The sequence below is a fragment of the Candidatus Zixiibacteriota bacterium genome, from assembly GCA_020853795.1.
GTDB lineage: Bacteria > Zixibacteria > MSB-5A5 > CAIYYT01 > CAIYYT01 > JADJGC01.
Genome location: JADYYF010000064.1, coordinates 25,146 through 48,562, shown reverse-complemented (window position 1 = coordinate 48,562; position 23,417 = coordinate 25,146). Strand labels below are relative to the sequence as shown.

The 23,417-nt window shown below is 51.9% G+C and carries 21 protein-coding genes and 1 tRNA gene; 18 read left to right on the top strand and 4 right to left on the bottom strand.

What is annotated here, in order from left to right:
- Positions 1–27: 27 nt before the first annotated feature.
- Positions 28–450 carry a hypothetical protein gene (locus IT585_04790; GenBank protein MCC6962549.1) on the top strand — a complete coding sequence of 141 codons (423 nt, stop codon included), beginning with the start codon at positions 28–30 and terminating at the stop codon, positions 448–450.
- Positions 451–627: 177 nt separating this feature from the next.
- Positions 628–1,566, top strand: a complete 939-nt coding sequence (locus IT585_04785) for a hypothetical protein (GenBank protein ID MCC6962548.1) — start codon at positions 628–630, stop codon at positions 1,564–1,566.
- Positions 1,567–2,015: 449 nt separating this feature from the next.
- Here IT585_04785 and IT585_04780 read toward each other — a convergent pair whose 3' ends face one another.
- A complete protein-coding gene (locus IT585_04780; GenBank protein MCC6962547.1) occupies positions 2,016–2,465 on the bottom strand; it encodes an SRPBCC family protein in 450 nt (149 codons plus the stop codon).
- A 341-nt stretch (positions 2,466–2,806) separates the two neighbouring features.
- On the opposite strand from IT585_04780, the gene IT585_04775 reads away from it, so the two are divergent.
- On the top strand, positions 2,807–3,865 hold the full coding sequence (locus tag IT585_04775; GenBank protein MCC6962546.1) for an NAD(P)-dependent alcohol dehydrogenase: 1,059 nt from the start codon (positions 2,807–2,809) through the stop codon (positions 3,863–3,865).
- A 156-nt stretch (positions 3,866–4,021) separates the two neighbouring features.
- On the opposite strand, the gene IT585_04770 is transcribed toward IT585_04775, so the two are convergent.
- The 3 genes from IT585_04770 to IT585_04760 form a co-directional block, all read right to left on the bottom strand.
- Positions 4,022–5,047 (bottom strand): ADP-ribosylglycohydrolase family protein, encoded by a 1,026-nt coding sequence (locus IT585_04770; protein ID MCC6962545.1) that lies wholly within the window; start codon positions 5,045–5,047, stop codon positions 4,022–4,024.
- Between the two features lie 243 nt (positions 5,048–5,290).
- Positions 5,291–5,364: transfer RNA gene (locus IT585_04765), tRNA-Arg, on the bottom strand.
- A 215-nt stretch (positions 5,365–5,579) separates the two neighbouring features.
- The gene (locus IT585_04760; protein MCC6962544.1) at positions 5,580–6,860 is read right to left on the bottom strand and encodes a type IV secretion system DNA-binding domain-containing protein; all 1,281 of its coding nucleotides are present in this window, start codon (positions 6,858–6,860) and stop codon (positions 5,580–5,582) included.
- Positions 6,861–7,041: 181 nt separating this feature from the next.
- Here IT585_04760 and IT585_04755 point away from each other — a divergent pair, with 181 nt between their 5' ends.
- From IT585_04755 to IT585_04685, 15 genes are all read left to right on the top strand, one after another.
- Positions 7,042–7,767, top strand: a complete 726-nt coding sequence (locus IT585_04755; GenBank protein MCC6962543.1) for a hypothetical protein — start codon at positions 7,042–7,044, stop codon at positions 7,765–7,767.
- A complete protein-coding gene (locus tag IT585_04750) occupies positions 7,764–8,525 on the top strand; it encodes a PD-(D/E)XK nuclease family protein (GenBank protein MCC6962542.1) in 762 nt (253 codons plus the stop codon). Before IT585_04755 ends, IT585_04750 begins: the two co-directional genes overlap by 4 nt.
- A gap of 42 nt (positions 8,526–8,567) precedes the next feature.
- Positions 8,568–9,629, top strand: coding sequence for a DUF932 domain-containing protein (locus IT585_04745; protein ID MCC6962541.1), 1,062 nt, complete (start codon positions 8,568–8,570; stop codon positions 9,627–9,629).
- 176 nt (positions 9,630–9,805) lie between these two features.
- Complete coding sequence (locus IT585_04740) at positions 9,806–10,180, top strand: helix-turn-helix domain-containing protein (protein ID MCC6962540.1); 375 nt, start codon at positions 9,806–9,808, stop codon at positions 10,178–10,180.
- Positions 10,177–10,896: an ImmA/IrrE family metallo-endopeptidase gene (locus IT585_04735; GenBank protein MCC6962539.1), complete on the top strand. Its 720-nt coding sequence runs from the start codon at positions 10,177–10,179 to the stop codon at positions 10,894–10,896. Before IT585_04740 ends, IT585_04735 begins: the two co-directional genes overlap by 4 nt.
- A 433-nt stretch (positions 10,897–11,329) precedes the next feature.
- Positions 11,330–11,617 (top strand): GIY-YIG nuclease family protein, encoded by a 288-nt coding sequence (locus IT585_04730; GenBank protein MCC6962538.1) that lies wholly within the window; start codon positions 11,330–11,332, stop codon positions 11,615–11,617.
- An 8-nt stretch (positions 11,618–11,625) separates the two neighbouring features.
- Positions 11,626–12,090, top strand: coding sequence for a toll/interleukin-1 receptor domain-containing protein (locus IT585_04725; protein MCC6962537.1), 465 nt, complete (start codon positions 11,626–11,628; stop codon positions 12,088–12,090).
- A 112-nt stretch (positions 12,091–12,202) separates the two neighbouring features.
- A complete protein-coding gene (locus tag IT585_04720) occupies positions 12,203–12,796 on the top strand; it encodes a type IV toxin-antitoxin system AbiEi family antitoxin domain-containing protein (protein MCC6962536.1) in 594 nt (197 codons plus the stop codon).
- A 29-nt stretch (positions 12,797–12,825) separates the two neighbouring features.
- Positions 12,826–13,491, top strand: coding sequence for a nucleotidyl transferase AbiEii/AbiGii toxin family protein (locus IT585_04715; GenBank protein MCC6962535.1), 666 nt, complete (start codon positions 12,826–12,828; stop codon positions 13,489–13,491).
- Between the two features lie 32 nt (positions 13,492–13,523).
- Complete coding sequence (locus IT585_04710) at positions 13,524–16,712, top strand: helicase (protein ID MCC6962534.1); 3,189 nt, start codon at positions 13,524–13,526, stop codon at positions 16,710–16,712.
- Positions 16,713–16,800: 88 nt separating this feature from the next.
- On the top strand, positions 16,801–19,965 hold the full coding sequence (locus IT585_04705; GenBank protein ID MCC6962533.1) for an Eco57I restriction-modification methylase domain-containing protein: 3,165 nt from the start codon (positions 16,801–16,803) through the stop codon (positions 19,963–19,965).
- 246 nt (positions 19,966–20,211) lie between these two features.
- Positions 20,212–20,724: a hypothetical protein gene (locus tag IT585_04700; protein MCC6962532.1), complete on the top strand. Its 513-nt coding sequence runs from the start codon at positions 20,212–20,214 to the stop codon at positions 20,722–20,724.
- A gap of 17 nt (positions 20,725–20,741) precedes the next feature.
- Complete coding sequence (locus tag IT585_04695) at positions 20,742–22,433, top strand: AAA family ATPase (GenBank protein MCC6962531.1); 1,692 nt, start codon at positions 20,742–20,744, stop codon at positions 22,431–22,433.
- Between the two features lie 73 nt (positions 22,434–22,506).
- Complete coding sequence (lexA, locus tag IT585_04690; protein MCC6962530.1) at positions 22,507–23,142, top strand: repressor LexA; 636 nt, start codon at positions 22,507–22,509, stop codon at positions 23,140–23,142.
- A gap of 11 nt (positions 23,143–23,153) precedes the next feature.
- A complete protein-coding gene (locus IT585_04685; GenBank protein MCC6962529.1) occupies positions 23,154–23,396 on the top strand; it encodes a DUF2188 domain-containing protein in 243 nt (80 codons plus the stop codon).
- Positions 23,397–23,417 lie beyond the last annotated feature (21 nt).

The window sequence follows — 23,417 nt, the reverse complement described above, 5'->3', positions numbered from 1 at the left end:
TACTTCGGGTTGGCACGAGAGACGATCATGTTGACCGGCTGGGAGTACCCGACTCTGTTCTTGACCAGCGTTGACGATATTCAGCACTACACACAACTAATGACTGATCAGAACCTGTTGATGCTGGCCGCGAACAATCCGAGTCTTGCCGAGCGTCTGAGTGAGCCGTTCATTGATTGCCCGTTGCCGATAGGTTCCATACCGAGTGGTGAAGACGCCTTCGTCGACACGCTGGCGTTTTGCCTGTTACGGGGTTTGCGCAACGAGGTGCGGCGAGACCCGGAGAGAAGTGTCACGGAAGTCCTCATTCACACTTGGAGTCCCGTGACGAGCGCATTGCGGGAGTGGCGAATTAAGTTCAGCGCGGCGGGCGTGGAGACGATCCAGACTCGGACGATCGTACACAGGTTGGGATTCAGGTTTCGGCCGCCGGGGTTCTTCAGGGATTGAAGAATGGCGAGCCGGTTGAGATTACTCGGCAGAAGGCCCTCACCCCCGGCCCCTCTCCCAAGGGGAGAGGGGGGCGAGTTGACATTGTGTCAGGATCGCAGGGATCCTGACCTACGAGAGAGGCGCGGGAGAAGAAATGAGGCAATGGCGAGGACGGTTAGAGTTCCAGACGGAGGCATGCGCATCGTGAGATGTTTGCGGCAAACGGCGTCAGTTCTTCTTTTGCTGTCAGCCTCGGCACTCTTGTGCCTGGAACATTCTGAAGATGCACGCGGTCAGGAATTGGATCCCGGTCACCTCTATCCCGACTCGGTTGCTCAGTTAGTCGTCTCGGATCGGTTCCAGTATGGGATGGGGTACTGGTCGGAGTTATCCCACACATCAGATCGTGATCGCGAGCCGGAGATTCGTAAACAACTGCACAACTGGCTTGAAGTGCATCAAGGTGACGAGCGAACATCATTATGTTTTGAGAGCGATGCTTTCATAGTAGATCGCTTCTCCTCGTCATTCTTGAAGTCCGCCTTTTTCCTGGTCTCGTTTCGCAGGGAGGGACGGCCGTCGTTTGCACTCATTTTCGCAATTGACAGTCTCGGATCGCGCGAAGAGCTTTTTACGGACAATGAAACGTCCGTCGCCTACCTCGAGTCGGACCTGCTGCACGTTCCCGCCGATTCCGTATCGCGACTGCAATTGAGTCACGATCTGGTACGGCTCGCGGCCTGCTATGAATTCCCGTCATTGGTGCTCGAGAGCGCTTGCGACATTTGGGAGTATTCGAATGGTATGCTGAGCAAGCCGTTGTGGGAAGCGGTTGCGCAGTATGATAGTATTAGACGAATCGTATGCGGCCATGACTTGAATAGGCTTATGGCAAGTGGCCTGCTCGCCGTCTACAGCGATAAGGAACGATACAAACTCGCGGAATTCGAGAAATACGAAAGCCTGGTTCGGAGTCCGTCATTCGTGGATTCTGAGACGGTAGTCATGTATAAGTGGTCGCCGCATGGTGGAAGGCTGACGGAATGGCGAGTTCAATTTCTGGGTGACCAGCGGATTCACGTCACAGGAGTATTGTTGGAGCGAGGACTGGGCTACTGCTTCACATTCATGTAAAATGTCGGTCGAGTGAGGAGACTCGACGCGAAAAGGAGAGTAATCCGCTGAGGAAGTGTCAGACAGGAATGTCCGACCCACCGGATACGGGAGACTCGGGGCGGTGCGAAGGCCCTCACCCCCGGCCCCTCTCCCAGGAGGAGAGGGGAGATCGTCGGCGGTTCAGCAGCGAAGGTAGGCTAGACATTCTTGTCTGTCGGAGAGTGATCCGTTGTGAAAGTGTCAGACAGGAATGTCTGACCCACCGAATACGGGCCGTCAGGAAAGGATTCCTGACGGCGCATTGCACGCACACCCTCACCGCCGGTCGCTTTCCCAGGAGGAGAGGGAGGAGTTGACATTGCGTCAGGATCGCAGGGATCCTGACCTGCGAGCGGGACGAAAGGGTTCCTCAAGCGCAGAACGCGAAAATTCGATGCGTCGCTGCATCGAACCGGAAATCTCCGCCGCTACATCGAATCGGGGATTTCGGCCTCGACCAGAAGCGTCAGCAGCGTCAGCGATTCCTGCCAGCCGAGATAGCAAGCCTCCGGCGGGATGACATCGGGCAGACCGGATTGCTCGATTTCCACCTCCGTCCCGCAGAAGACCTTCCGCAATTTGATTGTTGTCCGCATCTCCCCGGACATGGCGGGATCATCAAACTTGTCGGAATAGCTGATCCGTTCGTTGGGCACAAGTTCGAGATAGGTGCCGCCGAAGGAGTGGCTTCTGCCGGTGGAGAAATTGGTGAACGACATCTTGTAGGTGCCGCCGACCCGGGCGTCGATCTGGTGAACCTTGCCGGTGAAGCCATGCGGCGGCGACCATTTGGCCATGGCGTCGGGGTCGAGGAAGGCGCGGTAGACGCGGTCCGGAGCAGCTTTCAAGACGCGGTGGAAGCGGACAGAGTTAGGCATCGAGGCTCCTTTCGGTAATATGGATCGATGTTGTTATTCGTTGTACGCGGCAAGCGGGATATTGTTCGAAGAACGATCATCCACCTCGTCTCGCTCCGGCGGGGAGAGGTGAGAGGAGTGGAAGCGAGCCGAGCCCGACAATGTTGATCCGGTAGCCCACCCGGAGCGTTTCCGGCACTTTGCATCGCAGCAGGCGATTCCTTCACTGACGCAATGCGCCGGGGCAAAGGCGCTACGGGTGGGTTACTGGCCCTTCGGAGTCTTTCAATTTGGCGGTATCGTGATCGGGACTGGTTGTGTATACTCGAGAGTTGAAGCGAAACTCAAATGAGGAGTTAATCATGTACAAAGCCAAAGCATACTCAGCCGCCAGCGCAACCTCTCCTCTCGCTCACACGACCATAGCTCGGCGCGAGCCGACGGAGAAGGATGTTCAAATCGAGATCCTCTTCTGCGGAATCTGTCATTCCGACTTACACATGGTTCGCAGCGAGTGGGCTCCGGTACCCGTTACCTATCCGATTGTCCCGGGCCATGAGATCCTGGGCCGCGTGACCAAGGTCGGTTCCGCTGTAACCAGATTCAAACCCGGCGACCTTGCCGCAGTCGGATGCATGGTCGACTCCGACGGAACGTGCCCGGAGTGCCGGGACGGGCTCGAGCAATTCTGTCCCAACATGATCTTGACCTACAATTCTCCCGACAAGCACATCCAAGGTTCTGTCACCTACGGCGGCTACTCCGAAAGCGTGGTCGTCGATGAGCGTTTCGTCCTGAGCGTTCCCAGGAATCTCGATCCGGCCGGCGCCGCTCCGCTACTGTGTGCGGGCATCACGACCTATTCGCCGCTGCGTCATGCCGGTGTCACGAAGGGAAAGAAGGTCGGTGTCATCGGCCTGGGCGGATTGGGCCATATGGGCGTGAAACTGGCGCACGCCTTCGGTGCCCACGTCGTGGTCTTCACAACTTCGGAAAGCAAGAGGGACGATGCACTCCGTCTTGGAGCCGACGAAGTAATTCTCTCGCGCAACGCCGGTGGGATGCAGAAGCATGCAGGCAGCTTCGATTTCATCCTCGATACCGTCTCCGCCGATCATGACATCAACGCCTACATCGCCCTTCTGCGGAGAGACGGTAATCTCACCCTGGTTGGCGCGCCAAGCACACCCGCACCACTCGCAGCGATGGGTCTCATATTCGGACGCCGCAGCGTTTCGGGATCGCTGATTGGCGGGATCGCCGAGACCCAGGAGATGCTGGAATTCTGCGGCTCGCACAATATCACCGCCGACGTTGAAGTGATTCCGATTCAAAAGGTCAACGAGGCCTACGAGCGGATGCTCAAGTCGGACGTGAAGTACCGCTTCACGATTGACATGGCTTCGCTGAAGTCGGAGTAGATTGAGGGTGTAAGCAGGAACGAGCCTCTCGCCGCGAGTAATTTGGGACGAGCGGCGCGGGCGCACGAGATACTGAGGCCTCACTGGAGGTATCGAAACCCAGAAGCGTGCAGCGGGGAGACGCAGAGCAGCGGAATTGCGGATGATTCGCGGGAGTCAGCGGAAAGACTCAGAAAGCTCCACGGCCTGTTCACAGAGGGCTCTAAGCTTGTCAGCACGCCATTCTCCCCGGTCATTGAGATCGGCTAAGAGGTGTGCGGGAAGAGAACTGGCACCGTTGTAGGCACCGCTTATCGCACCGGTAATGGCAGCAGTTGTGTCAACGTCGCCGCCGACCGCGATGGCGTGCCAGATTGAAGTGTAGTAATCGTTCGGGCTGTGGAGGAAGCAATAAAGGCTCCAAAGAACGGTACTGACAACAAACGGGGAGATCCCTGGCCAGCCGGTTTCAAATCCATCTTCCAGCCCCACAGTCGCAGCCCACTCTGCAACGACGGCCGGGCGCTCCGGCACCATCGGCGCCAATTCGAGCACGGCACGACCAAAGTCCTCAGCAAACGGCGTAATGGCATCCGAGATGCTCTGGAGAAAATCTGCGGGCGTAGTGTCTTGCGCCAGCGCTTGTGCAATTGCCACAGCGACGGCAACCGACCCGGCGTCGCATCGCGGGTCACGGTGAGTGATCCATCCCTGCTCGCGGGCGTAGCGAATCAGCAGATTGTGCTCTCGGGCATAGATCAGCGCAATCGGCGCCACCCGCATGGCCGTGCCGTTTCCGGCGCGCGGCGGCGGGCATCCGGCCTGCTGCCAGGGCACGCCGGCAATGATGCGGCGAATAGCAGAGTCGCACGCGATCCCACGGCCCACTACCTGGTTCGACTCAAACAACTGCCGAAGACGACCGGCATAGTCATCTCCGTCGAAACCGCGGCAGTTGATCAGACTCAGGAGCAACTCGCGCGCAAGCTGAGAATCATCGGTGTACTGGCCAAATGGGTGCGTCTTCTCAAAGTGTTTTTCCAGCCACTGCGGTTTCACTTGACGGTGGAGATAATCGAGGCAGGCATCCGATGAGAATCCCTCGACCGGAAATCCGAGGGCGTCTCCCAAGCACTGGCCCAGTAGGCATCCGACATATTTGTCAAGAAGCGGCTGGCGATCGGCAGTGTTCAAGTTAGACATCTCACAATCGCGGTTCGGAGTCCCGAATCAGATGCAATTCGGAACTTCAGTCTCGTCAGAAGCCACTGTCTGAGTTCCTTGCTTCTATTCGAGCAAGCCCTCCCGGTTCAGACCTCACTTCCGTCCAAACGCTCGTCTCGTAATCGGTCCTGAATCCTGCTGCATCGGTTAAGGAGTAGAACAAGATGTCGTCATTGATTCTCGAAAGTCGGTCTAAAACCTCGGGCCGGTCTGTACCACAAACACCCCCGACAGGATTCGAACCTGTTACCCTCTGCTTAGAAGGCAGATGCTCTATCCGACTGAGCTACGGGGGCAGCAGATATTGTCCCCCAACGACTTGCAGATGCAGCGTTTGCTGGGAGCGCGAAAAAATCAGAGGCCCTATTATAACAGAAAGAGCGACGGCCTCTGATCGTCATGAGGCCGCTCTCGAATGAAATCCTGTGACTTTTTCTCGCTACCATGGCTGCAAACGTACTTAGAGCCTCTGCCGAATTCAACAAAAAAATAATTCTGAATTACACGTCGTCTATACCGCCAGCCACTTCGCGATTTTGCCTTCAATGGACCGCTTCTCGACGCAGTACCTCTGGCGAGCTTGTCGGATGACTTTGTCCCTGTGGGACACGGATTCCGGCAGCGGCGATTCAATGGTCTCCGCCGAAAAAGGCGTCGACGTAGAGCCGCCTATCGACAGCTTTAGGTAAATGTTGTATTTCGGTAGAGCCTGCAGGTGGTCAGCAGTGAACTCCGGATGGAATTCGCGTTCGAGTATTTCAGCATCTTCCGACCCTACGGTGAATGCAATCAAGGTCCCGATATTACCCAGAATCGCCGATGCCATGTTCTCTGGCAGTTGCGAAATGAACTGATTTGCCATGCCGGCGATATTCAACCGGTACTTCCTCGCTTCGGAGAGGATTGAGGGGAAGTCCTCTGTGACGAACGACTGAAGCTCGTCGATGTACACGTAGAAGTCTCGGCGTTGATTCTCCGATACCTTGGTCCGCTTTAGTGCCGCCAGGTACAGCTGGGTCACCATGAGCGAACCCAAGAGTGATGAATTGTCTTCCCCGATTCTACCCTTCGAGAGATTCAGAAGCAGTATCCCGCTATCGTCGATGACGCGCGAGAGGTCAAACTTAGTTCTAGTCTGTCCAACGATATTCCTAACGAGCGGGTTTGAAAGAAATTGCCCGACCTTATTCTGAATCGGCGAGATAGTCTCAGTTCGGAACACTTTTGGGTACTCCTCGAATTCCTTCACCCAGAAATGCCGCACGACCGGATCCTTTATTCCAGCGACAACTCGCGAGCGGAATCGGTCATCCACCAGCATTCGCGTTACGGCAAGAAGTGAATGTCCTGTCCCGTCGAGTAACGCGAGAATGGCGTTTCGTAAGACATATTCCAGCCGGGGTCCCCACGAATCCGCCCAGATTTTCTTGAAGACCTGCACCAGCCCAGAGGCCACGAGATGCTTCTGTGATCGGTCGGTATGGTAGAGCGGGTTGAAGGCAATCGGGTAGTCAATATCTGCAGGATTAAAGTAGATTGATTCGTTAATACGTCTGGACGGAATGTAATCCAATACTCGCTCTACTAAATCGCCGTGCGGGTCTAGGACTGCCACGCCGTTGCCATTCCGGATGTCCTGAATGATGCAGTTCAGGAGCAGCGTAGACTTTCCCATGCCGGTCTTGCCCACGATGTACGTGTGCCGCCGCCGATCAGCGGGCCTGATACCAAACTTCCGCCGCACATTGCGGTAGTTGGTCTGGCCAAGGATAGTGATTGCTTCATTGCTCATAGTCTCCAGCGTAGCGGAAACGAACTTCCACAGGCAGAGTGAAAAAGTTGCCTACTTCGGCAATTGCATGCGTCTGCGGGTCGTCTACGCTTCCCCTCGACGGCAGGCTCGCGAGTGGTTCGTGAGAGTGCCCAAAACAGCCCATTGAAAATCAAACCAATGACAATGAAAGGAGAGTTTCATGGGAAATGGAAATCTTGTCACAACCATCGAGGTGAAGGACGAGCGCGGACGGGTCGTGGAGACAAAAGAAGTTGTCACTTACGCTGGCTTGCTTAATCGGGCGCACCAGGAAGGCCTCAAAAAGGTCTCAACTGAGCTCATTCAAGCCCCTTCCAAGGGTAACGAAATGACCGCGATTTGCATGGCAGAAGTGGTGACCGACAAGGGAACGTTTCGAGACTACGGCGACGCCAACCCCGCAAACGTCGACTCGATGATCGTTCCGCACATCATCCGCATGGCCGCGACCCGAGCGAAGGCCCGCGCCTTCCGCGACGCGGTGAACATCGGCGTGGTCGCTATCGAGGAGCTTGTGCTGGACTACGGCAACGGTGTGGACAACACAAAGCCCAAACCCAACGAGGTCTCGCATGGCAAACCGGTGTCCAACGGGAGGGCGACTTCCCGGAATGGTCCGTCGAACGATCGGAAAGAAACGAACCAGAATGGGCGTTCGGGAAACGGTACTGGGTCTGGCAATGACCCGATGACCGAGAACCAGCGCCGCTACCTGTTTCGTATCTTGGCCGAGCACGGTATCACCGGAGACAGCGCCCACGATTATCTCTTGCAGACGTTTGGAGCGGGTTCGCTCAAAGAGGTCACGAAGAAAGAAGCGTCCGACCTTATTGAGGAATTGCTGGCTAATGCCCAGGAATTGTTGTCCGGTGTGGCGGTGTCATGATGGACAACATTTCCGTCTCACAGATCAATCTGTACCTGCTTTGTCCGCTCAAGTACCGTTTCAACTACATCGACAAGCTCCCCAAAGCCTTCAAACCGGCGGAGCTTGCCATGGGGAGCGCCATGCACTCGGCAGTCGAGTGGTGGCACAAGCAGCGGCAGCAGGGGAACTACCCAGAGTGGGAACAGGTCAGCCGGATCTTCGAAGCGGATATCCAAGCGCAAGCCATGGATGAGATTCGCTTCAAGAACGGCGACGACAAAGAATCGCTCATTGCCAAAGGCCGAGAGCTCTTAGCCGTCTACCTCAAGGAATATCCGGGCAGGAAACCGGCATCGGTTGAATTGCCATTCAGGGTGCCCTTAGTAGATTTGGAAACCGGCGAGGAACTCGATGTCCCTTTGGACGGCTACTTCGATCTCATTGAGACCGAAGACATGGTGGTCGAACTCAAGACCGCAGCGAAGACGTACGACCAGACCACCATCCTGCAGCATCTGCAACTGACCGCCTACGCGTACGCCTACCAAGTGCTGTACAAGCGTCCGGCGAATCTGCGACTTGACGTGTTGATCAAGTCGAAGAACGTCCGGATGCAGTCGTTCGAGGTCGGGCGGGACATGCAGGACATGGTCCGCTTCTTCCACATCGCCAAAGGTGTCTCACGGGCAATCCAAGACGGTCACTTCTACCCCAACCAAGGGTGGCAGTGCCCGACTTGTGAATTCTTCGAGACGTGCCGCAAGTGGCGGACTTGAAACCATAACGCAAGTTGGCTTCACGAGAGAAAGGAGAAAACTATGCCAACGAATTTGTACGACGCTCACAAGCAGTGGGTGGCGCGATCACCCGATGAGCGGTTTCCGACCATTGACGCCCTGCTGGACTTTACCGGCAGGCGCAAGCGGGACTCAGTGGAAGATCGGCGCGATCTACACTCACTGCGCATCTACGCTTCCCACGGTGGAGCGTTGAACCTTAACGGCCACCTGCCACATGCTATCTTGACCAACTGGGCCTTTAGCCAGTTGTGCCAGCGCGTGGGAGCACCGGCCGGATATCTCCGGTCCTTACCCGCAGACGTGACCGCGCAGTGCCTGGAATACGGTATCTCAAGGTCATCCGACGAGTGCAATATCCTGACGCGCAAGAATCCCGAATCTGATGACAGCGCCATTGCCAACGTGGCTGCCGCCTTCACCAGCTCGAGCTACGGTCGCATCTGGGACTACGACGTTTTGACTGAACTGCAATCCGCAATCGACGGCACCGCCTGGCGCCCGCCGCCAGCACCAGCCAACGAGTCGCGAGGGTTGTATGCCTCGGATCGGGATATGTTCGTCTTTCTCATCAACGACGAACAGCCCATCGAAATCGGCAACGCCCGTCTGAGCAAAGGCTTCTTCTGCTGGAACTCCGAAACGGGATCGGCCACCTTCGGCTTAACGACGTTCCTCTACAACCACATCTGTGGAAATGGAGTGGTTTGGGGAGCCGAACAGGTCGAAGAGCTGAAGATCGTCCACCGGAACCGAGCACTCCATCGCTTCTACACTGAGGCGGTACCGGTGCTGAATCGGTTCGTGGAGAACCGGGCTCTGGACGATCACATCAAGGACACCGTCCATAGGGCTATGAACCAACGGACCGGATCGACCCTTGAGGAAATCCTCTCGCTGTTCAAAGATGAGCCCTTCACGCGCAGCGAACTCGCCACCGCGTGGAAGACAGGTCTGGCGGAAGGGGATGACCCGACAACCGTCTGGGGTCTTGTCCAAGGTATGACGGCGGTTGCGCGGGAAATCCCGTACGCCGATAAACGCGTCAGCCTTGAACGCCGCGCCGGAGCCTTGCTCCGCTGATTCCCAAAGCCAATCACAACATCGCTCTTTTTCACCACCGGCAATCGGAGAGGTTTTCTCCATTGCTACCCGAGGGTTTGAAATTCAACTTTCAAGCCCTCTTTTTGTCTTTGGGGAGTAGTTTTTCATGAAAAAACCACTTGACTTGTTCGCACTGTATGCGGACATTGCAACCAATGGGAAAGAAACTAAGCGAAGAGATCAGAGATTTGCGGCGCGCGGCCGGATTTACGCTACGAGACTTTGGTAGGCGAACCAATATCTCAGCCGCCCACCTGTCGGATATTGAACACGGGCGAAGATTGCCGTCTGATGAATACCTGCTCAGAATAGCCAAAGCGCTTCACCACGTCGGTGGATCCTATGAGCACCTCAAGTCCCTTGATGCTCGGTTGGATCCGGAGTTGTCTGAATGGGTAAGCGCAAATCCGGAAGTGGGGCAAATGCTCAGAGAAGCTCGATCGTCCAAACGCGATCCAAAGGAGATATTGGAGAGATTGCGGAAGAGTCTCCGGGATAACGAAACAAAGAAGAAGGACGCTAGCGAGTGAGACTGTCAAAGAGCAAACGCAGCCCCTGGGGCAAACAGGTTTATTTCGAGGATAATGAATTCGAAGTCATGATGGATTGCCTTCGCGGCCAAGCTGGCGACTGTTTTCGCGAGGGGTGTGGCGTAGACATTGACCTCGTCCTTCTCAAGTCGCTTAAAGTCGAGCCGGATTTTATCCACTTGCCTGAAGGGCTTCTCGGACGCACTAAATTTTACCCCGACGGCTCAGCAGTCGTCGAGGTCAGCCTCGAACTCGCCGAAGCTGCCGAAGCGGACATCGTTTCCCGTAGGCGACTGCGGACTACGCTCGCACACGAAGCGGGACACATATGTTGTCATCGAGACCTTTTCATCCGGGATGTCGCAACACTCTCACTCTTCGACAAACCTGAGGAGCAGGTTCAAAATTCAACGATCCTCTGTCGGGAAGAGGTGATCGGTAGTCGTCACTATAACGGAGAATGGTGGGAGTATCAGGCAAATAGGTGTATGGCGGCATTGCTTTTGCCGAAGGAAATTTTGAAGGTACAAGTAGCAGCAGTACTTGAAGTGAATCGGCTATCCGATTTAGAGGCGGCGATAAAGAATGGAAGGGCAGTCTCCGCCATTCGAGACTTGGCCGACGTATTCGATGTCAGCGTTGAAGCCACGATATATCGACTCAAGGACTTCGGCTACATACCTGACGAGTTTCAGATTGGGTTGGAGCTCGTGTAGATGATTGCAGTTGTGGTCAGCTTTTTTTTGCACGCGATGTTCGCACCGTCCGCTAACATTACGAACACTGGAGTGGACAGAGGAAGGAGCGCTTATGAAGGCAAACTGATATTGAGAATACAGACTACTGTTTGATGACGGCCAGTAATGGCCACAAGATGAAACCTTTAGTTATGAAGGGATTGCTGTCATGGCGATCTACAAACGCAGAAAAGGAAGAGACACCTGGCATTGGTGTCGCAATTGTTCGAACTATCCGACTGGAACCGACGTGGATACCAGTTACTCTAAGCCAACCAGCGGTGAACTCTGTAACGAGTGCAAATCGAAAGAAAAGGAAGGCAAGTGCACATCCTAAGCGCACTACACTTCTGCAGGCGGGTGGGAATCCACCCGTCTGCAAAACCAATCTACTAACAAAGTGAGGTATCTAATGCCATTTCTACAACAACAGCCCGGACTTTTCGCAAGGGCGAATATCGAAGCCCTCAACTCCAACCAGATCGGCGTCTATGGCCTTTTCCGACAAGGTGTGTGGGTATACGTGGGCAAAGGGGACATTCGCCAAAGATTACTCGATCACCTGAACGGTGACAATCCCTGCATCACCCGTGAAAATCCGACGCACTGGGTGGCCGAAGTAACAAGTGGTGACCCAAGTATCCGGGAACGCGAACTGATTACTGAACTCCAGCCAGTCTGCAATAAGCGAGTCGGATAGGAGAACATATGGCCTTTTCAACTTTCATCAGCTACTCAACTCGCGATCTCCCACTGGCGAACCAAACTAAAGTGCTGCTTGAGCAGTCAGGCTCTCATGTCTTTCTCGCCGAGTACTCGGTGCTGCCGGGCTCGGGCCTCAGTGCAGAGATCATAAGAGCGATCAAGAACTGTGATTTGTTCCTTCTGCTTTGGAGTAGGAACTCTCAATCATCAGAATGGGTGCCACAGGAAATAGGAATTGCTAAAGGTGCAGACAAGCCAATTCTTCCTGTGGTACTCGACAGTAGTGCGAAGCTCCAAGGTTTCCTCAAGGATCTGAAGTACTTGCCATACTATGAGGACCCAGGAAAGGCGCTTGCATGGCTTCACCAAAACGTCTTCAGCCGGGTCAAGAAAAAGGAGCAAACCGATGGTTTGTTATGGCTCGGCATTGGCACGGCGGTGATCTGGCTGGTCGCTCAGCGAGAGTAGTTTAGGGGGAGTCAGGCTCTGGCCACACGAGAATTGCGCTTGACAGGCAATATATATGGGGTGTATACTATGAACTGATAGTGAGATTGGAACCCCTTTATAGTCCATAGATATGATAAGAGGCGATTACATCAAAATTCTGCTCCGGTCGAAAAAGACCGTCTTTTCGATTAAGGACATCGCTTTGCTATGGGGCGACCCGGGCACCAATGCAGCAAGAGCAAGGCTCAAGTACTACGTCCAGGCGGGTGACCTGCACAGAATTCGACAAGGTCTCTATGCTAAAGACCGAGACTACGACCGTTTGGAGCTGGCGAGCCGCATTTTCACGCCGTCGTACGTCAGCTTCGAAACCGTCCTTGCGAAAGCCGGTGTCACATTCCAATTCTACAACCGCATCTTCGTGGCGACCTACTTAACCCGCGAGATCGTCTGCGACGGGCAGACTTATCAATTCAGGAAGGTAAAGGATGTAATCCTGTCTAATTCTGTAGGTGTGGACAATGTTGGTGAGCGCTCGATCGCAACACCGGAGAGGGCCATGCTTGACACGCTCTATGTGAACACCGACTACCATTTCGACAACCTCACTCCGCTTAACTGGGAAAAGGTCTTCGAGCTTTTGCCTCTGTATGACAACAAGCGCATGGCAAAACAAGTGAATGCCTTGCATAAGCACTTTAGAGCCGAAAGTAACCGTTTATGACTCTCAATACGCCAGTACACAAGAATGTTTTGCTTCAGCTTCTCAAGGACGTGTACTCCGATTCAGCAATCGCACCGTTCCTGGGCTTCAAGGGAGGCACCGCTGCGTTCATGTTCTACGGCCTCAGCAGATTCTCGGTCGACCTCGACTTCGACTTGCTGAATGATTCGAAGGAGGACATCGTCTTCGAGCGCATCGAGAAGGTTCTCAAGAAGTACGGAGTGATAAAGCAGGCAACGCGGAAGAGATTCAGTATTTTCTTTCTCTTGTCGTACCAGGAGCATGCGCACAACATCAAAGTGGAAATCAATCGCCGGTCTTTCGGCTCGAAGTTTGAACTCAAGACCTATCTCGGTGTCTCGATGCTCGTGATGATCAAGGAAGATATGTTCGCGCATAAGCTCATGGCGATGTATGAACGGATTGGCAAAACGAGCCGAGACATTTTCGATGTCTGGTTCTTCCTGCATAACAACTGGCCGATCAACAAGACAATCGTCGAACAGCGGGCCAAGATGCCATTCAAGGAACTACTCGAAAAGTGCGTCACGGCCTTGGAGAAACTCAGCAACAAGAAAATTCTCGAAGGAATCGGTGAGTTGCTTGCTGATGACCAGAAGGCTTGGGCACGTGCGAACCTTAAGACCGATACAGTCTTTCTACTGAAATTGAAGATCGAAAACGAGGGCGTATAATTCCTAATACACGAGCTAACCACTTCAAAACTATGACCAATAAACCAGCAACAGATCTTACATTCATCACCAACGAAGAAGCCCGGCGTCTACTTGACCGATTCCGAGTACTCATTAAGGACACACGGCTTTTCGACGTTTTGGTGGGATATTTCTTCACCAGCGGTTTCTATGCGCTCTATAAGTCTCTCGAGAAGACGGAGAAGATTCGAATACTCATAGGCATCGGTACGGGGCGAGACACAAAAGAGCTCATCGACCGGGCTGAGCAAGAGTCGTTACCGCTTTCACATGCCGAGACTCAAGATGAATTCGGGAAAGCTGTCACGGAAGAGTTGGGCAATTCGCAGGACAAACGAGAGGTTGAAGCCGGCGTTCACAAATTCCTTGAGTGGCTGCGAAGTGGCAAGTTGGAGATTCGTGCTTACCCTTCCGCCAACATCCACGCTAAGCTCTATATCATGACATTTCAAGAAGACGATCGGGATGTAGGTCGCGTCATAACAGGTTCCAGCAACTTCACGCACGCTGGGCTTGTTGATAATCTGGAATTCAACGTCGAATTGAAGAATCCATCCGACTACGCATTTGCGAAAGATCAATTCGACAGACTCTGGGCCGATGCAGTTGACGTCAGTGACAAGTACATAGAGACGATTCAAACCAAGACCTGGCTCAATGACACGATTACACCCTACCAACTGTATTTGAAATTCCTCTATGAATACTACAAGGACGAAATATCTCGATCCGAAGAAGTATTCTTCAAGTATGTTCCCGTCGAGTTCAAACGCTTGGAATACCAGGAACAGGCGGTACTAAACGCGAAGAAAATTCTTGATGAATACGGCGGTGTGTTTATTTCGGATGTTGTGGGGCTTGGGAAGACATACATGGCCGCGATGCTTGCTAATCAGTTAGATGGCCGTACGCTCGTTCTTGCGCCGCCAGTATTGCTTGATGAAGAAAACCCAGGGTCTTGGCCAAACGTGTTTAGGGACTTCAGGGTATATGCGAAATTTGAATCACTGGGCAAACTCGATTCGATCATCAAACACGGCACCGAATTCTATGAGAACATTATTGTCGACGAAGCGCACCGGTTCCGCACTGAAACCAACATCACTTACGAAAAGCTGGCGCAGGTCTGCCGCGGCAAGCGGGTCATTCTAGTAACTGCCACGCCGTTCAACAATTCGCCGAAGGACATATTGAGCCAGATCAAGCTCTTCCAGAATTCCCGGAAGAGTACGATCCCAGGCACGGCGGACTTGGAAAAGTTGTTTGCAAAGCTCGAAGGGAAATTGAAGGGTCTGGATCGCCAGCGTGATCTCGAAAAGTTTATACAAGTTACCAAGGAAAACGCGCGGGAAATCCGTGACAAAGTACTCAAGTACTTGATGGTACGAAGAACGCGCAGGGAAATTGAGTCTTTTTTCCCGGACGATCTCAAGAAACAGGGACTTCGCTTTCCAGAGGTTGTCGATCCTGAGCCTGCCTACTATGAGCTCGATGACAATGAAGACAGGGTCTTCAGCGAGACAATCAAGCTGATTGCATTGAAGTTCAAATATGCCCGATACATGCCTCTCTTGTATTACAAAGGAGAGATCGAACAACCGGAGCGACTAGCCCAACAAAACCTCGGCCGATTCATGAAGATTCTCTTGGTGAAGCGCCTGGAGAGTAGCTTCTTCGCATTTCGCAACACGATTAACCGTTTCATTGCGTCGTATGAACTCTTCCTGGAGCATTATGACAAAGGCGCGGTCTACATCAGCAAAGACTACGCGAACAAGATATTCGACCTTCTAGGCTCGGGCGACGAAGAGAGCGTTCTGGAATTGATAGAAGAAGGCAAGGCAGAGAAGTACGAGGCCAAAGGATTCAAGAAAGAATTTCGTCAGGACCTCGAAAACGACCTTGCCCTACTCATAAAGATCCGCGACCTCTGGCAATCGGTGCAACGTGATCCGAAATTGCTCAAGTTCTTGGATATGCTCACCAGTCGAAAGGTGCTCAAGGACAGCAAGCTTATCGTCTTTACGGAATCAAAGGAGACTGCGGATTATCTGTCAAAGCACCTTACGGAAAAGCTTGGTCACCACGTGCTCAACTATACTGGTTCATCAAGTGCGAACATCCGAGAGAAAGTGATTCAGAATTTCGATGCAAAAGCCCGACATCCGAAGAACGAGTACCGCATTTTGGTGGCGACTGAAGTGCTTTCAGAGGGTGTAAACCTGCACCAGGCTAATGTCGTCATCAACTACGATATCCCATGGAATCCGACCCGGCTTATGCAGCGTGTTGGCCGCATTAACCGCGTAGACACAAAGTTTGACAAGATATACACGTTCAACTTCTTCCCGACGAAGCAATCGAATGACCAGATCAAGCTCAAAGAAGCCGCCGAAGCAAAGATTCAGGCATTCATTACTCTCTTGGGAGCGGATGCTCGCTTGCTGACAGACGGAGAGGCCATTGAACACCACGAGCTATTTGATCGACTGGTATCCCGAAAGACAATCACCGGAGAAGACGGTGAAGAAGACAGCGGGCTCAAATACCTCCAACTCATTCGTGATATCCGGGACAACGATCCGGACCTGTTCGAGCAGATCAAACGGCTCCCCAAGAAGGCGCGGACAGCCAGGCATGATTCAGACAAACGGAATCACCTGCTTACATACTTCCGCAAGGGCAGGATTCAGAAATTCTACCTAGCGGGTCAAGGCGGTCCTGTTGAACTGGACTTCATAGCGGCTGCAGCTACACTCGAAGTCACCTCGTCCGTGAAGCGCGAAAAGCTGGGTTCTGACTTCTACGAATTGTTGGATAAGAACAAAGAGGCATTCACCTTTGCGACCACAGACGACATGCCTGATACCAAGCTCAAGGGCGGCAGAGATACCGCTACGCAGTTGCTCAAGATGCTGAAAGCGGTAAAGGACTACCGCCAGTTCACGGATGAGCAAGAGGAGTATGTTCGCAAGGTGATCATCCAGCTTGAAGAAGGCGGATTGCCCCGGCAGACAGCCAAGACAGCCTTGAAGGAGATGACTTCCATGGTAAAACAGGGAGTCAATCCGCTCAAGATGCTTGCAGTACTTCAGAAGAATATACCGGCTGAATTCCTCGAAAGCCACTTGGCCGAATCGTCGGCCAAAGTTAGTGGACCTCGAGAAGTCATCCTTTCCGAATATCTAATTGGGGACTGATATGCAGCGAGAAGCGGCACAAAAGATCATACGAGACACATTTGAACAACCGTTCAGCCGGGACCAATTTGCGAGATTTATTGGCAATTTGCTGGTAGGTCTGGAACCGGCATCTTTCGCAAAGCCACTAGAATCACAAGAGATATTCCCTGAGTTTAGGCGATACATAAACTCCTACGATAGATTCGGCAAGTACAAAGATGTTGAGGGAAACAAGATTGACATACTGATAGTCAACCTGAATGCGGATAGGAGTATCGAGCGCGCTCGATCCGCCCAGAGGAATTTCGTCGCCAAGTACCTCAAAAGTGGACAGCCTAAAGATGCAGCTCTAGTAGCGTTTGTATCTCCAGGTGATCAAGATTGGCGCTTCTCGTTTGTCCGAATGGCCTACAAATACGATGCTGACCGGAACAAGGTTGTAGAGGAGCTGTCACCAGCGAAGCGGTACTCTTTCCTTGTCGGAGCCAATGAGAACAGCCACACGGCACAAAGCAGACTTCTACCAATTCTTGCCAATGGAGAGCCCAAGCTGACAGATTTGGAGAATGCGTTCGCGGTTGACCCTGTCACTAAGGAATTCTTCAAGCAGTATCGAAACCTGTTCGACAAGCTGTCGGCTAGCCTGAATAAGAACAAGGGCTTTGTAATAGTGGCCACGCGAAACAACCTCGATATAGAGAACTTTGCCAAGAAGCTACTAGGACAAATTGTATTCCTCTATTTTCTTCAAAAGAAGGGCTGGCTCGGGGTTCCCAAAGGCAAGACTTGGGGGGATGGTGACAGGGGCTTCTTACGTACCCTGTTCAGTCGATGTGTCGAGAAGAATGAAAACTTTTACAATGACTACTTGGAGATCCTTTTCTACGACACGCTAAATAACCCTCGCAGCCGGCAGGCTGACCGAAACTATTCGCAACACTTCGAATCCAAGATTCCGTTTTTGAACGGCGGGCTGTTTGAGCCGGACTATGATTGGGAAAGAACTACCATTCATCTCGAGAACGGCATATTTGGAGATATCCTCGAGGTCTTTGATCGCTTCAACTTCACAGTTAAAGAGGACGAGCCTCTCGAGCGCGAAGTAGCCGTTGACCCAGAGATGCTCGGTAAAGTATTCGAGAATTTGTTGGCGGAAAATCTTCGAAAGGGACATGGCACTTATTACACACCCCGAGAAATCGTTCACTACATGTGCCAGGAGAGTCTCATAAGTTACCTGGTCGACGGATCAGCGCTTGAATATGAGACCATTCGCGGCTTTATACGCAATCCGGTGCTGTCTGTCGACGAACTGGCACCAGATATCCGCGACAATAGGGAACGCATTGACAAGTTGCTGGCCGAAATTCGAGTGCTGGATCCTGCTTGCGGTTCCGGTGCATTCCTTGTCGGTATGCTCCAAGAGATCGTGCGGGCACGGCAGAGCCTTCGCCCAAGGTTAACTGATTACCGCATGAAAAAAACCGCCATTCAAGATTGCATTTACGGCGTCGATATTGATCCCGGCGCGGTCGATATTGCAAAGCTACGACTGTGGCTGTCACTTGTAGTAGATTATGATCTTGAGGATATCGAGCCGCTACCAAACTTGGATTACAAGATAATGCAGGGGAACAGTCTTCTGGAGCAATTCGAAGGAGTTCGTTTCTACGAAGGCTTGAATGGCGACGGCCACGAAACTCTCTTTGACGACAAGGACCAGGTACAAAAGAAAGATCAATTGAGGTGGCAGAAGCGGGAGTACTTCTCGACAAGCGATGACAAATCGAAAGCTACCCTCCGGAGTCGTATCAACGATCTCATTGACTGGTTTGTGCGTCGGGCAGTCAATGAGGAGTTGCAGCGTGTCAAGACCTTGCGGAAGGCGAAGGAACGAGAAAGGGAGCTTCTCAAGAAGGGGGACCGCGAAAAGCACTGGGAACAGTGGGCAGGAAAGCTCGCCAAAGAAGGAGCTTTGAATGACTTGCTAAAAACAATACACGATCCCAAAGGGGTGCGTCCGTTCTTTCTATGGAAACTAAACTTCATGGAAGTGTTCGACGAAAAGGATGGTTTTGACATTGTGATAGCCAATCCGCCGTATGTGAACTCGCACGAAATGAAGGAGTTGCTAACTTTATACAGGTCTGTTTACCCGATTGCTCACGGTTCTTTTGATATTTACATCCTCTTCTTCAAACGAGCGCTAGACCTTATGAAGCAAAACGGAACTCTTTGCTTCATCACTTCGAATAAATACGTCATCGCAGATTATGGCTCCAAATTGAGGGACCTGCTAAAGACAGACACTACGATCTTGAAGCTAATCGATCTTGCTGATTGCAGGAAAGTCTTCGAGAATGTACTTGTGTCACCGATTGTCACCGTGGTTCAGAAGTCACTGCCAATGCCGGAGCACTGCGTCAAGATCGCACTACTTGGTGAAGATGATTTGGCGATTCTCGATAGAATCAAGTTTACAGAGGTCCAGCAAGATTCATTGACTCGTGGTAAGTCTAATGCATTTGAGATTCACATAAGTGACGATGTAGCCCCGGTGTTGTCGCGGCTCCTCATGGGTTGTGAAGAGTTGGTTGAGTTGGCGGATGTAAGAACTGGTATAATGGGTTTCGAGTATTGGGCTATGTCCAAGTTCATCAGGGAAGGAGAGCGGCCTGGCTATATTCGCATTGTTACTAATAGTCACGTGGAACCGTACAATTTCCTTTTTGGAAAGCCCATAAATCTCTTTAAGAAGAAATTCACTAATCCTTACTTGGATGTCGACTCAGTTCCTTTGAGCCAAGAGACGAAGAAATTGTTTGGTTGTGAGAAGATTATCGTTAGGGGGGTTGCAAAGAAATTAACTGCGAGTATCGACAGAGAAGGTTTTGGCATTCTAGTCGCTGTTCACGCGGTCAGACCATACCCAAAGAAGAACATCTCCATCGAATACTTGACGGCGGTGCTCAACTCATCCCTTGTTAACTGGTTTCACAGGAAAAAGTTCTACTCCGCCAGAATTCCTAAAGGCTCACTAAAGTACCCGATCTCTTTCCTAAAGTCTGTTCCAATAAAAAAGCCCCAACAAGCGGACCATGACAAAGTAACTCAAATGGTTCGTGACCTACAACACTTGATCTTAAAGTCCCGATGTTCCGAATCGGCCGAGATTCCGGAGGTTGCAGCTCTGCGTAAACAGATTGACACTCAGATTTTCGCGATTTACGGAATCAAACCGGAAGAGTTAAAGACTGACGCGTCTTTATAGAAGAAGGGTATCCCAGATGAGTTTGAATGAATCGCCCAAACTCCAACAAGCTCGAAGTACCCTCCCGAGCGGATTGTGGTCCGTTTTTGACGACTTCGTTGCCGATTACAAGTATTCCTCGACATTGAGGCACAATCGCCCTTACATCTCATACATTGTTCTCGCTGACATGATAAGAGCGGGCTGGAGGAGGGCAGCAAGTCCAATCGAGCCTGATCCTGATTCTAGCACTCGGAAGGTGTAGTCATGGCAAATCACCCTCGTCCGTTTGGCAATACCACTTTCTTCAGTTCAGCCGCGGCGACTGTTCAACACGGGCGTTATCGATATTATGAGAATGACAATGCGCCGGCATTTCTGCAGGATGAACGACAGCAGAGAACGCGAAGCGCTTACAATTGCCAGTTGATAGTCGCTACTGTCTGGAGCCAGGGACGCATCGGAGAGGTCACGCCGACAGGTACAACTTACTTGGTCTTCGAATACACCGACCACAGACACAACCCCTCCGACTTTCATTTCAACAAAGAAGTTAAGTTTTACTTCACGGATCAGTCAGGGCACAGTTGGCGCTTGACCATGAACAAGGACATTGACGGTCATTACATAAACGCCGTTGCGACCGGCACGTCCTTGTCGTATTTACATAGCGCGTATGCGTTGCCCAAGAAGCCAGAGGGCACCATTCAGGACCTGATAGACGAAGGCACTTCAATCGGGCCGTATCCAGGTGAACAGCAGGGCCCAGTCAATTTATAGAGTGATATTCAACTCCTATGGCCATATTGAAACTCGAAATTACAAACTTCCGATCCATGGGCGACCCAGGGATTGCCATAGAATTCGCGGATCAAACTGGTCTGTTTGCTTTGATTGGCGCGAATAATGCCGGCAAGAGCAATGTGCTGGATGCCCTTGCTTTAGTGATTGGGGTCCGTAGCGGCAAGTTCTATAATTATGATATTCAAGTCACTGACTTTCACGATCAAGACCAGTCAAAGACAATTCAAATTAAGCTTACGCTTGCGACTCCTATAGAAATCCGCAACGTCTACCAACAAAAGTGCTTCATCGACGGCTTTTTCTTGGAAGCAAAGTCGTATGCGTCAGGACAGGAAAAGGGGCGAATTCATGTTGATCATTACTGCTTCGGTCGCAACGCAAAGGGCAAGACTGAAATGCCCCTCATGGACAGTGATCACATCTACAAGCAGAAAAAAAACGATGAAGACGAAGATATTGATAACCAACGCAAACCTATTCCTGCAAAAGCCTACTTGTCGAAAGTCGGCCAGATCTTCTTCCTAGACATTGAGCACCTCGAGTCTTTTTTCAAGGTATCCGGGTTTGGGCCACTGGGTCGACTATTTCAATTGTACAGAGATGACTTTCAAAGTGATGCAAGCATGTACCGGTACAAAGACGGCGACCAGGAGAAGTCAATATCCTCAAAGGAAGCTTACAAACGGGCGGCAGAACGGTTGGTAGATGTTCTAAGAACGTCGAAATTGAACGAAATAGAAGAGGCTTTGGCGCAAAATATCAGTCAGTATTTGGGCTTAAACGATCCGAAGGCTACAAAATTGAGTCTCGGACTACCTTCTCATGACGAGATATTTGACACCATCACTAGACTGGAGATCAAAGAATCGTCTCAGTTGCAGCCTATAGAAGTTTCTAAGCTAGGAAAGGGGTACTTAAGCCTTTTTCGTCTGGCAGCATTAAGCACTCTCGCTCAGATGACAAACCGAGATCAAGCAATCTACATCATTGAGGAACCCGAGATTTACCTACATCCACATCTTCGCCGCTACTGTCATCGGACATTGAAGAAGCTCGCCAACCGCGGTAATACCGTCATCTTAGCTACCCACTCGGAGGAGTTCGTAGATATAAATGATTACAAGTCTATTATTCGGCTGACAAAGTCGTCGATCTGCACGCATGCATTTCAGGTTGGCGCAAGCGAGAATCTTGACTTCGATAAGATGAAGCAAAAAATCAAACGCAAAGGTAACGAAGAACTATTGTTTTCTAGTCATGCGTTACTCACAGAAGGCCAGGATGATCAGGCGGTGTTTCTCGTAGCGCTAGAGAAGAAGGGGATTGAATTTGACGCAAGAAGCATATCCGTTATTGACTGCGATAGCAAAACCCAGATTCCTGACTACATCAAGTTGTGCAAAGCACTCAGGATTGACTACTTTGTCATATTCGATACTGATAGGAACAACCAATGTTCCGCTGCTGATGCGCAGAAGATCGTATCTGTCATTGAGAAATCCCAAGTAAGACATCACGCTTTCCCAGACACTCTAGAATCTGCGCTTGGAACCACAAAGCAGAGTTCGGAGAATTGGCGTCATCTCCTATCGGTGTTGGGTGAGAACGATTGGCCAGCTATTAAATCGGCCCACCCTGAATTTGCCACCGCAGTTGAATCGTTCCTAAGTCATTTGCAGGGTTGAAGCCGGAAAGAGTGGGTAGGTGGTCTTTTCTACTTGACAGTTCTTATACGCTCTTATACAATACCGGCATATTATGGATACCCACGTCCTGACAGACAAGGAGCTGGAGGCTCTCCGGTTCCTTAGAAACCAAATCGTTCACGGGGGGCAGGCCCCCTCGGTCAGAGATCTCCAGAAGCAGTTGAAGTATCAGTCCCCTAGGGCGGCGGCCTACATCCTCGAAAAACTCGAGTCCAAAGGGTTCATTATCCGCAATGGCCGCGGCCAGATTCGCCTTCTAAAGGACTTACGGGAGACCGAATCACATACACAGACGGTCAACGTCCCCCTTGTCGGTTCCGCGCCATGCGGCGCTCCGGTTCTGGCTGAGGAGAATATTGATGCAATGATTCCGGTGTCGGTTCAACTGGCGAAACGGCCCCACCGCTACTTCCTTCTGCGAGCCACCGGCGACTCAATGAACAAAGCGGGAATCCACGACTCGAATCTTGTCCTGGTTCGGCAACAGCAGACCGCCAGCAATGGCGACATTGTCGTGGCCCTGATCGACGGCGAGGCCACGATCAAGGAGTTCCACCGCCAGCCGCAGGCCGTCATCTTGAAACCACGTTCATCAAATCCGAAGCACAAGCCCATTATCCTGACTGAAGATTTCCAAGTGCTGGGCGTCGTGCAAAGGGTAATCGATAATTCAACACTTAAACTATGAGGCACAAGTCAATGTCCAACTATCACGTGACTAAGAACAAGGCGTCTGGCCAATGGAAGGTCAAGCGCGAGGGCGCAGACCGAGCCAGCGCGACCGCTGACACGCAATCAGTGGCAGAGAAAATGGCGAAACAGTTTGCAGCTAACAGCGGAGGTGGAGAAGTGCGGATTCACAAGCCCTCGGGTCCGATTCGCGACAGCGACACCGTTGCACCAGCCAACGATCCCAACCCGCCGAAGGATAAGAAGCACTGATTGATCAATTAACTTTGAGGA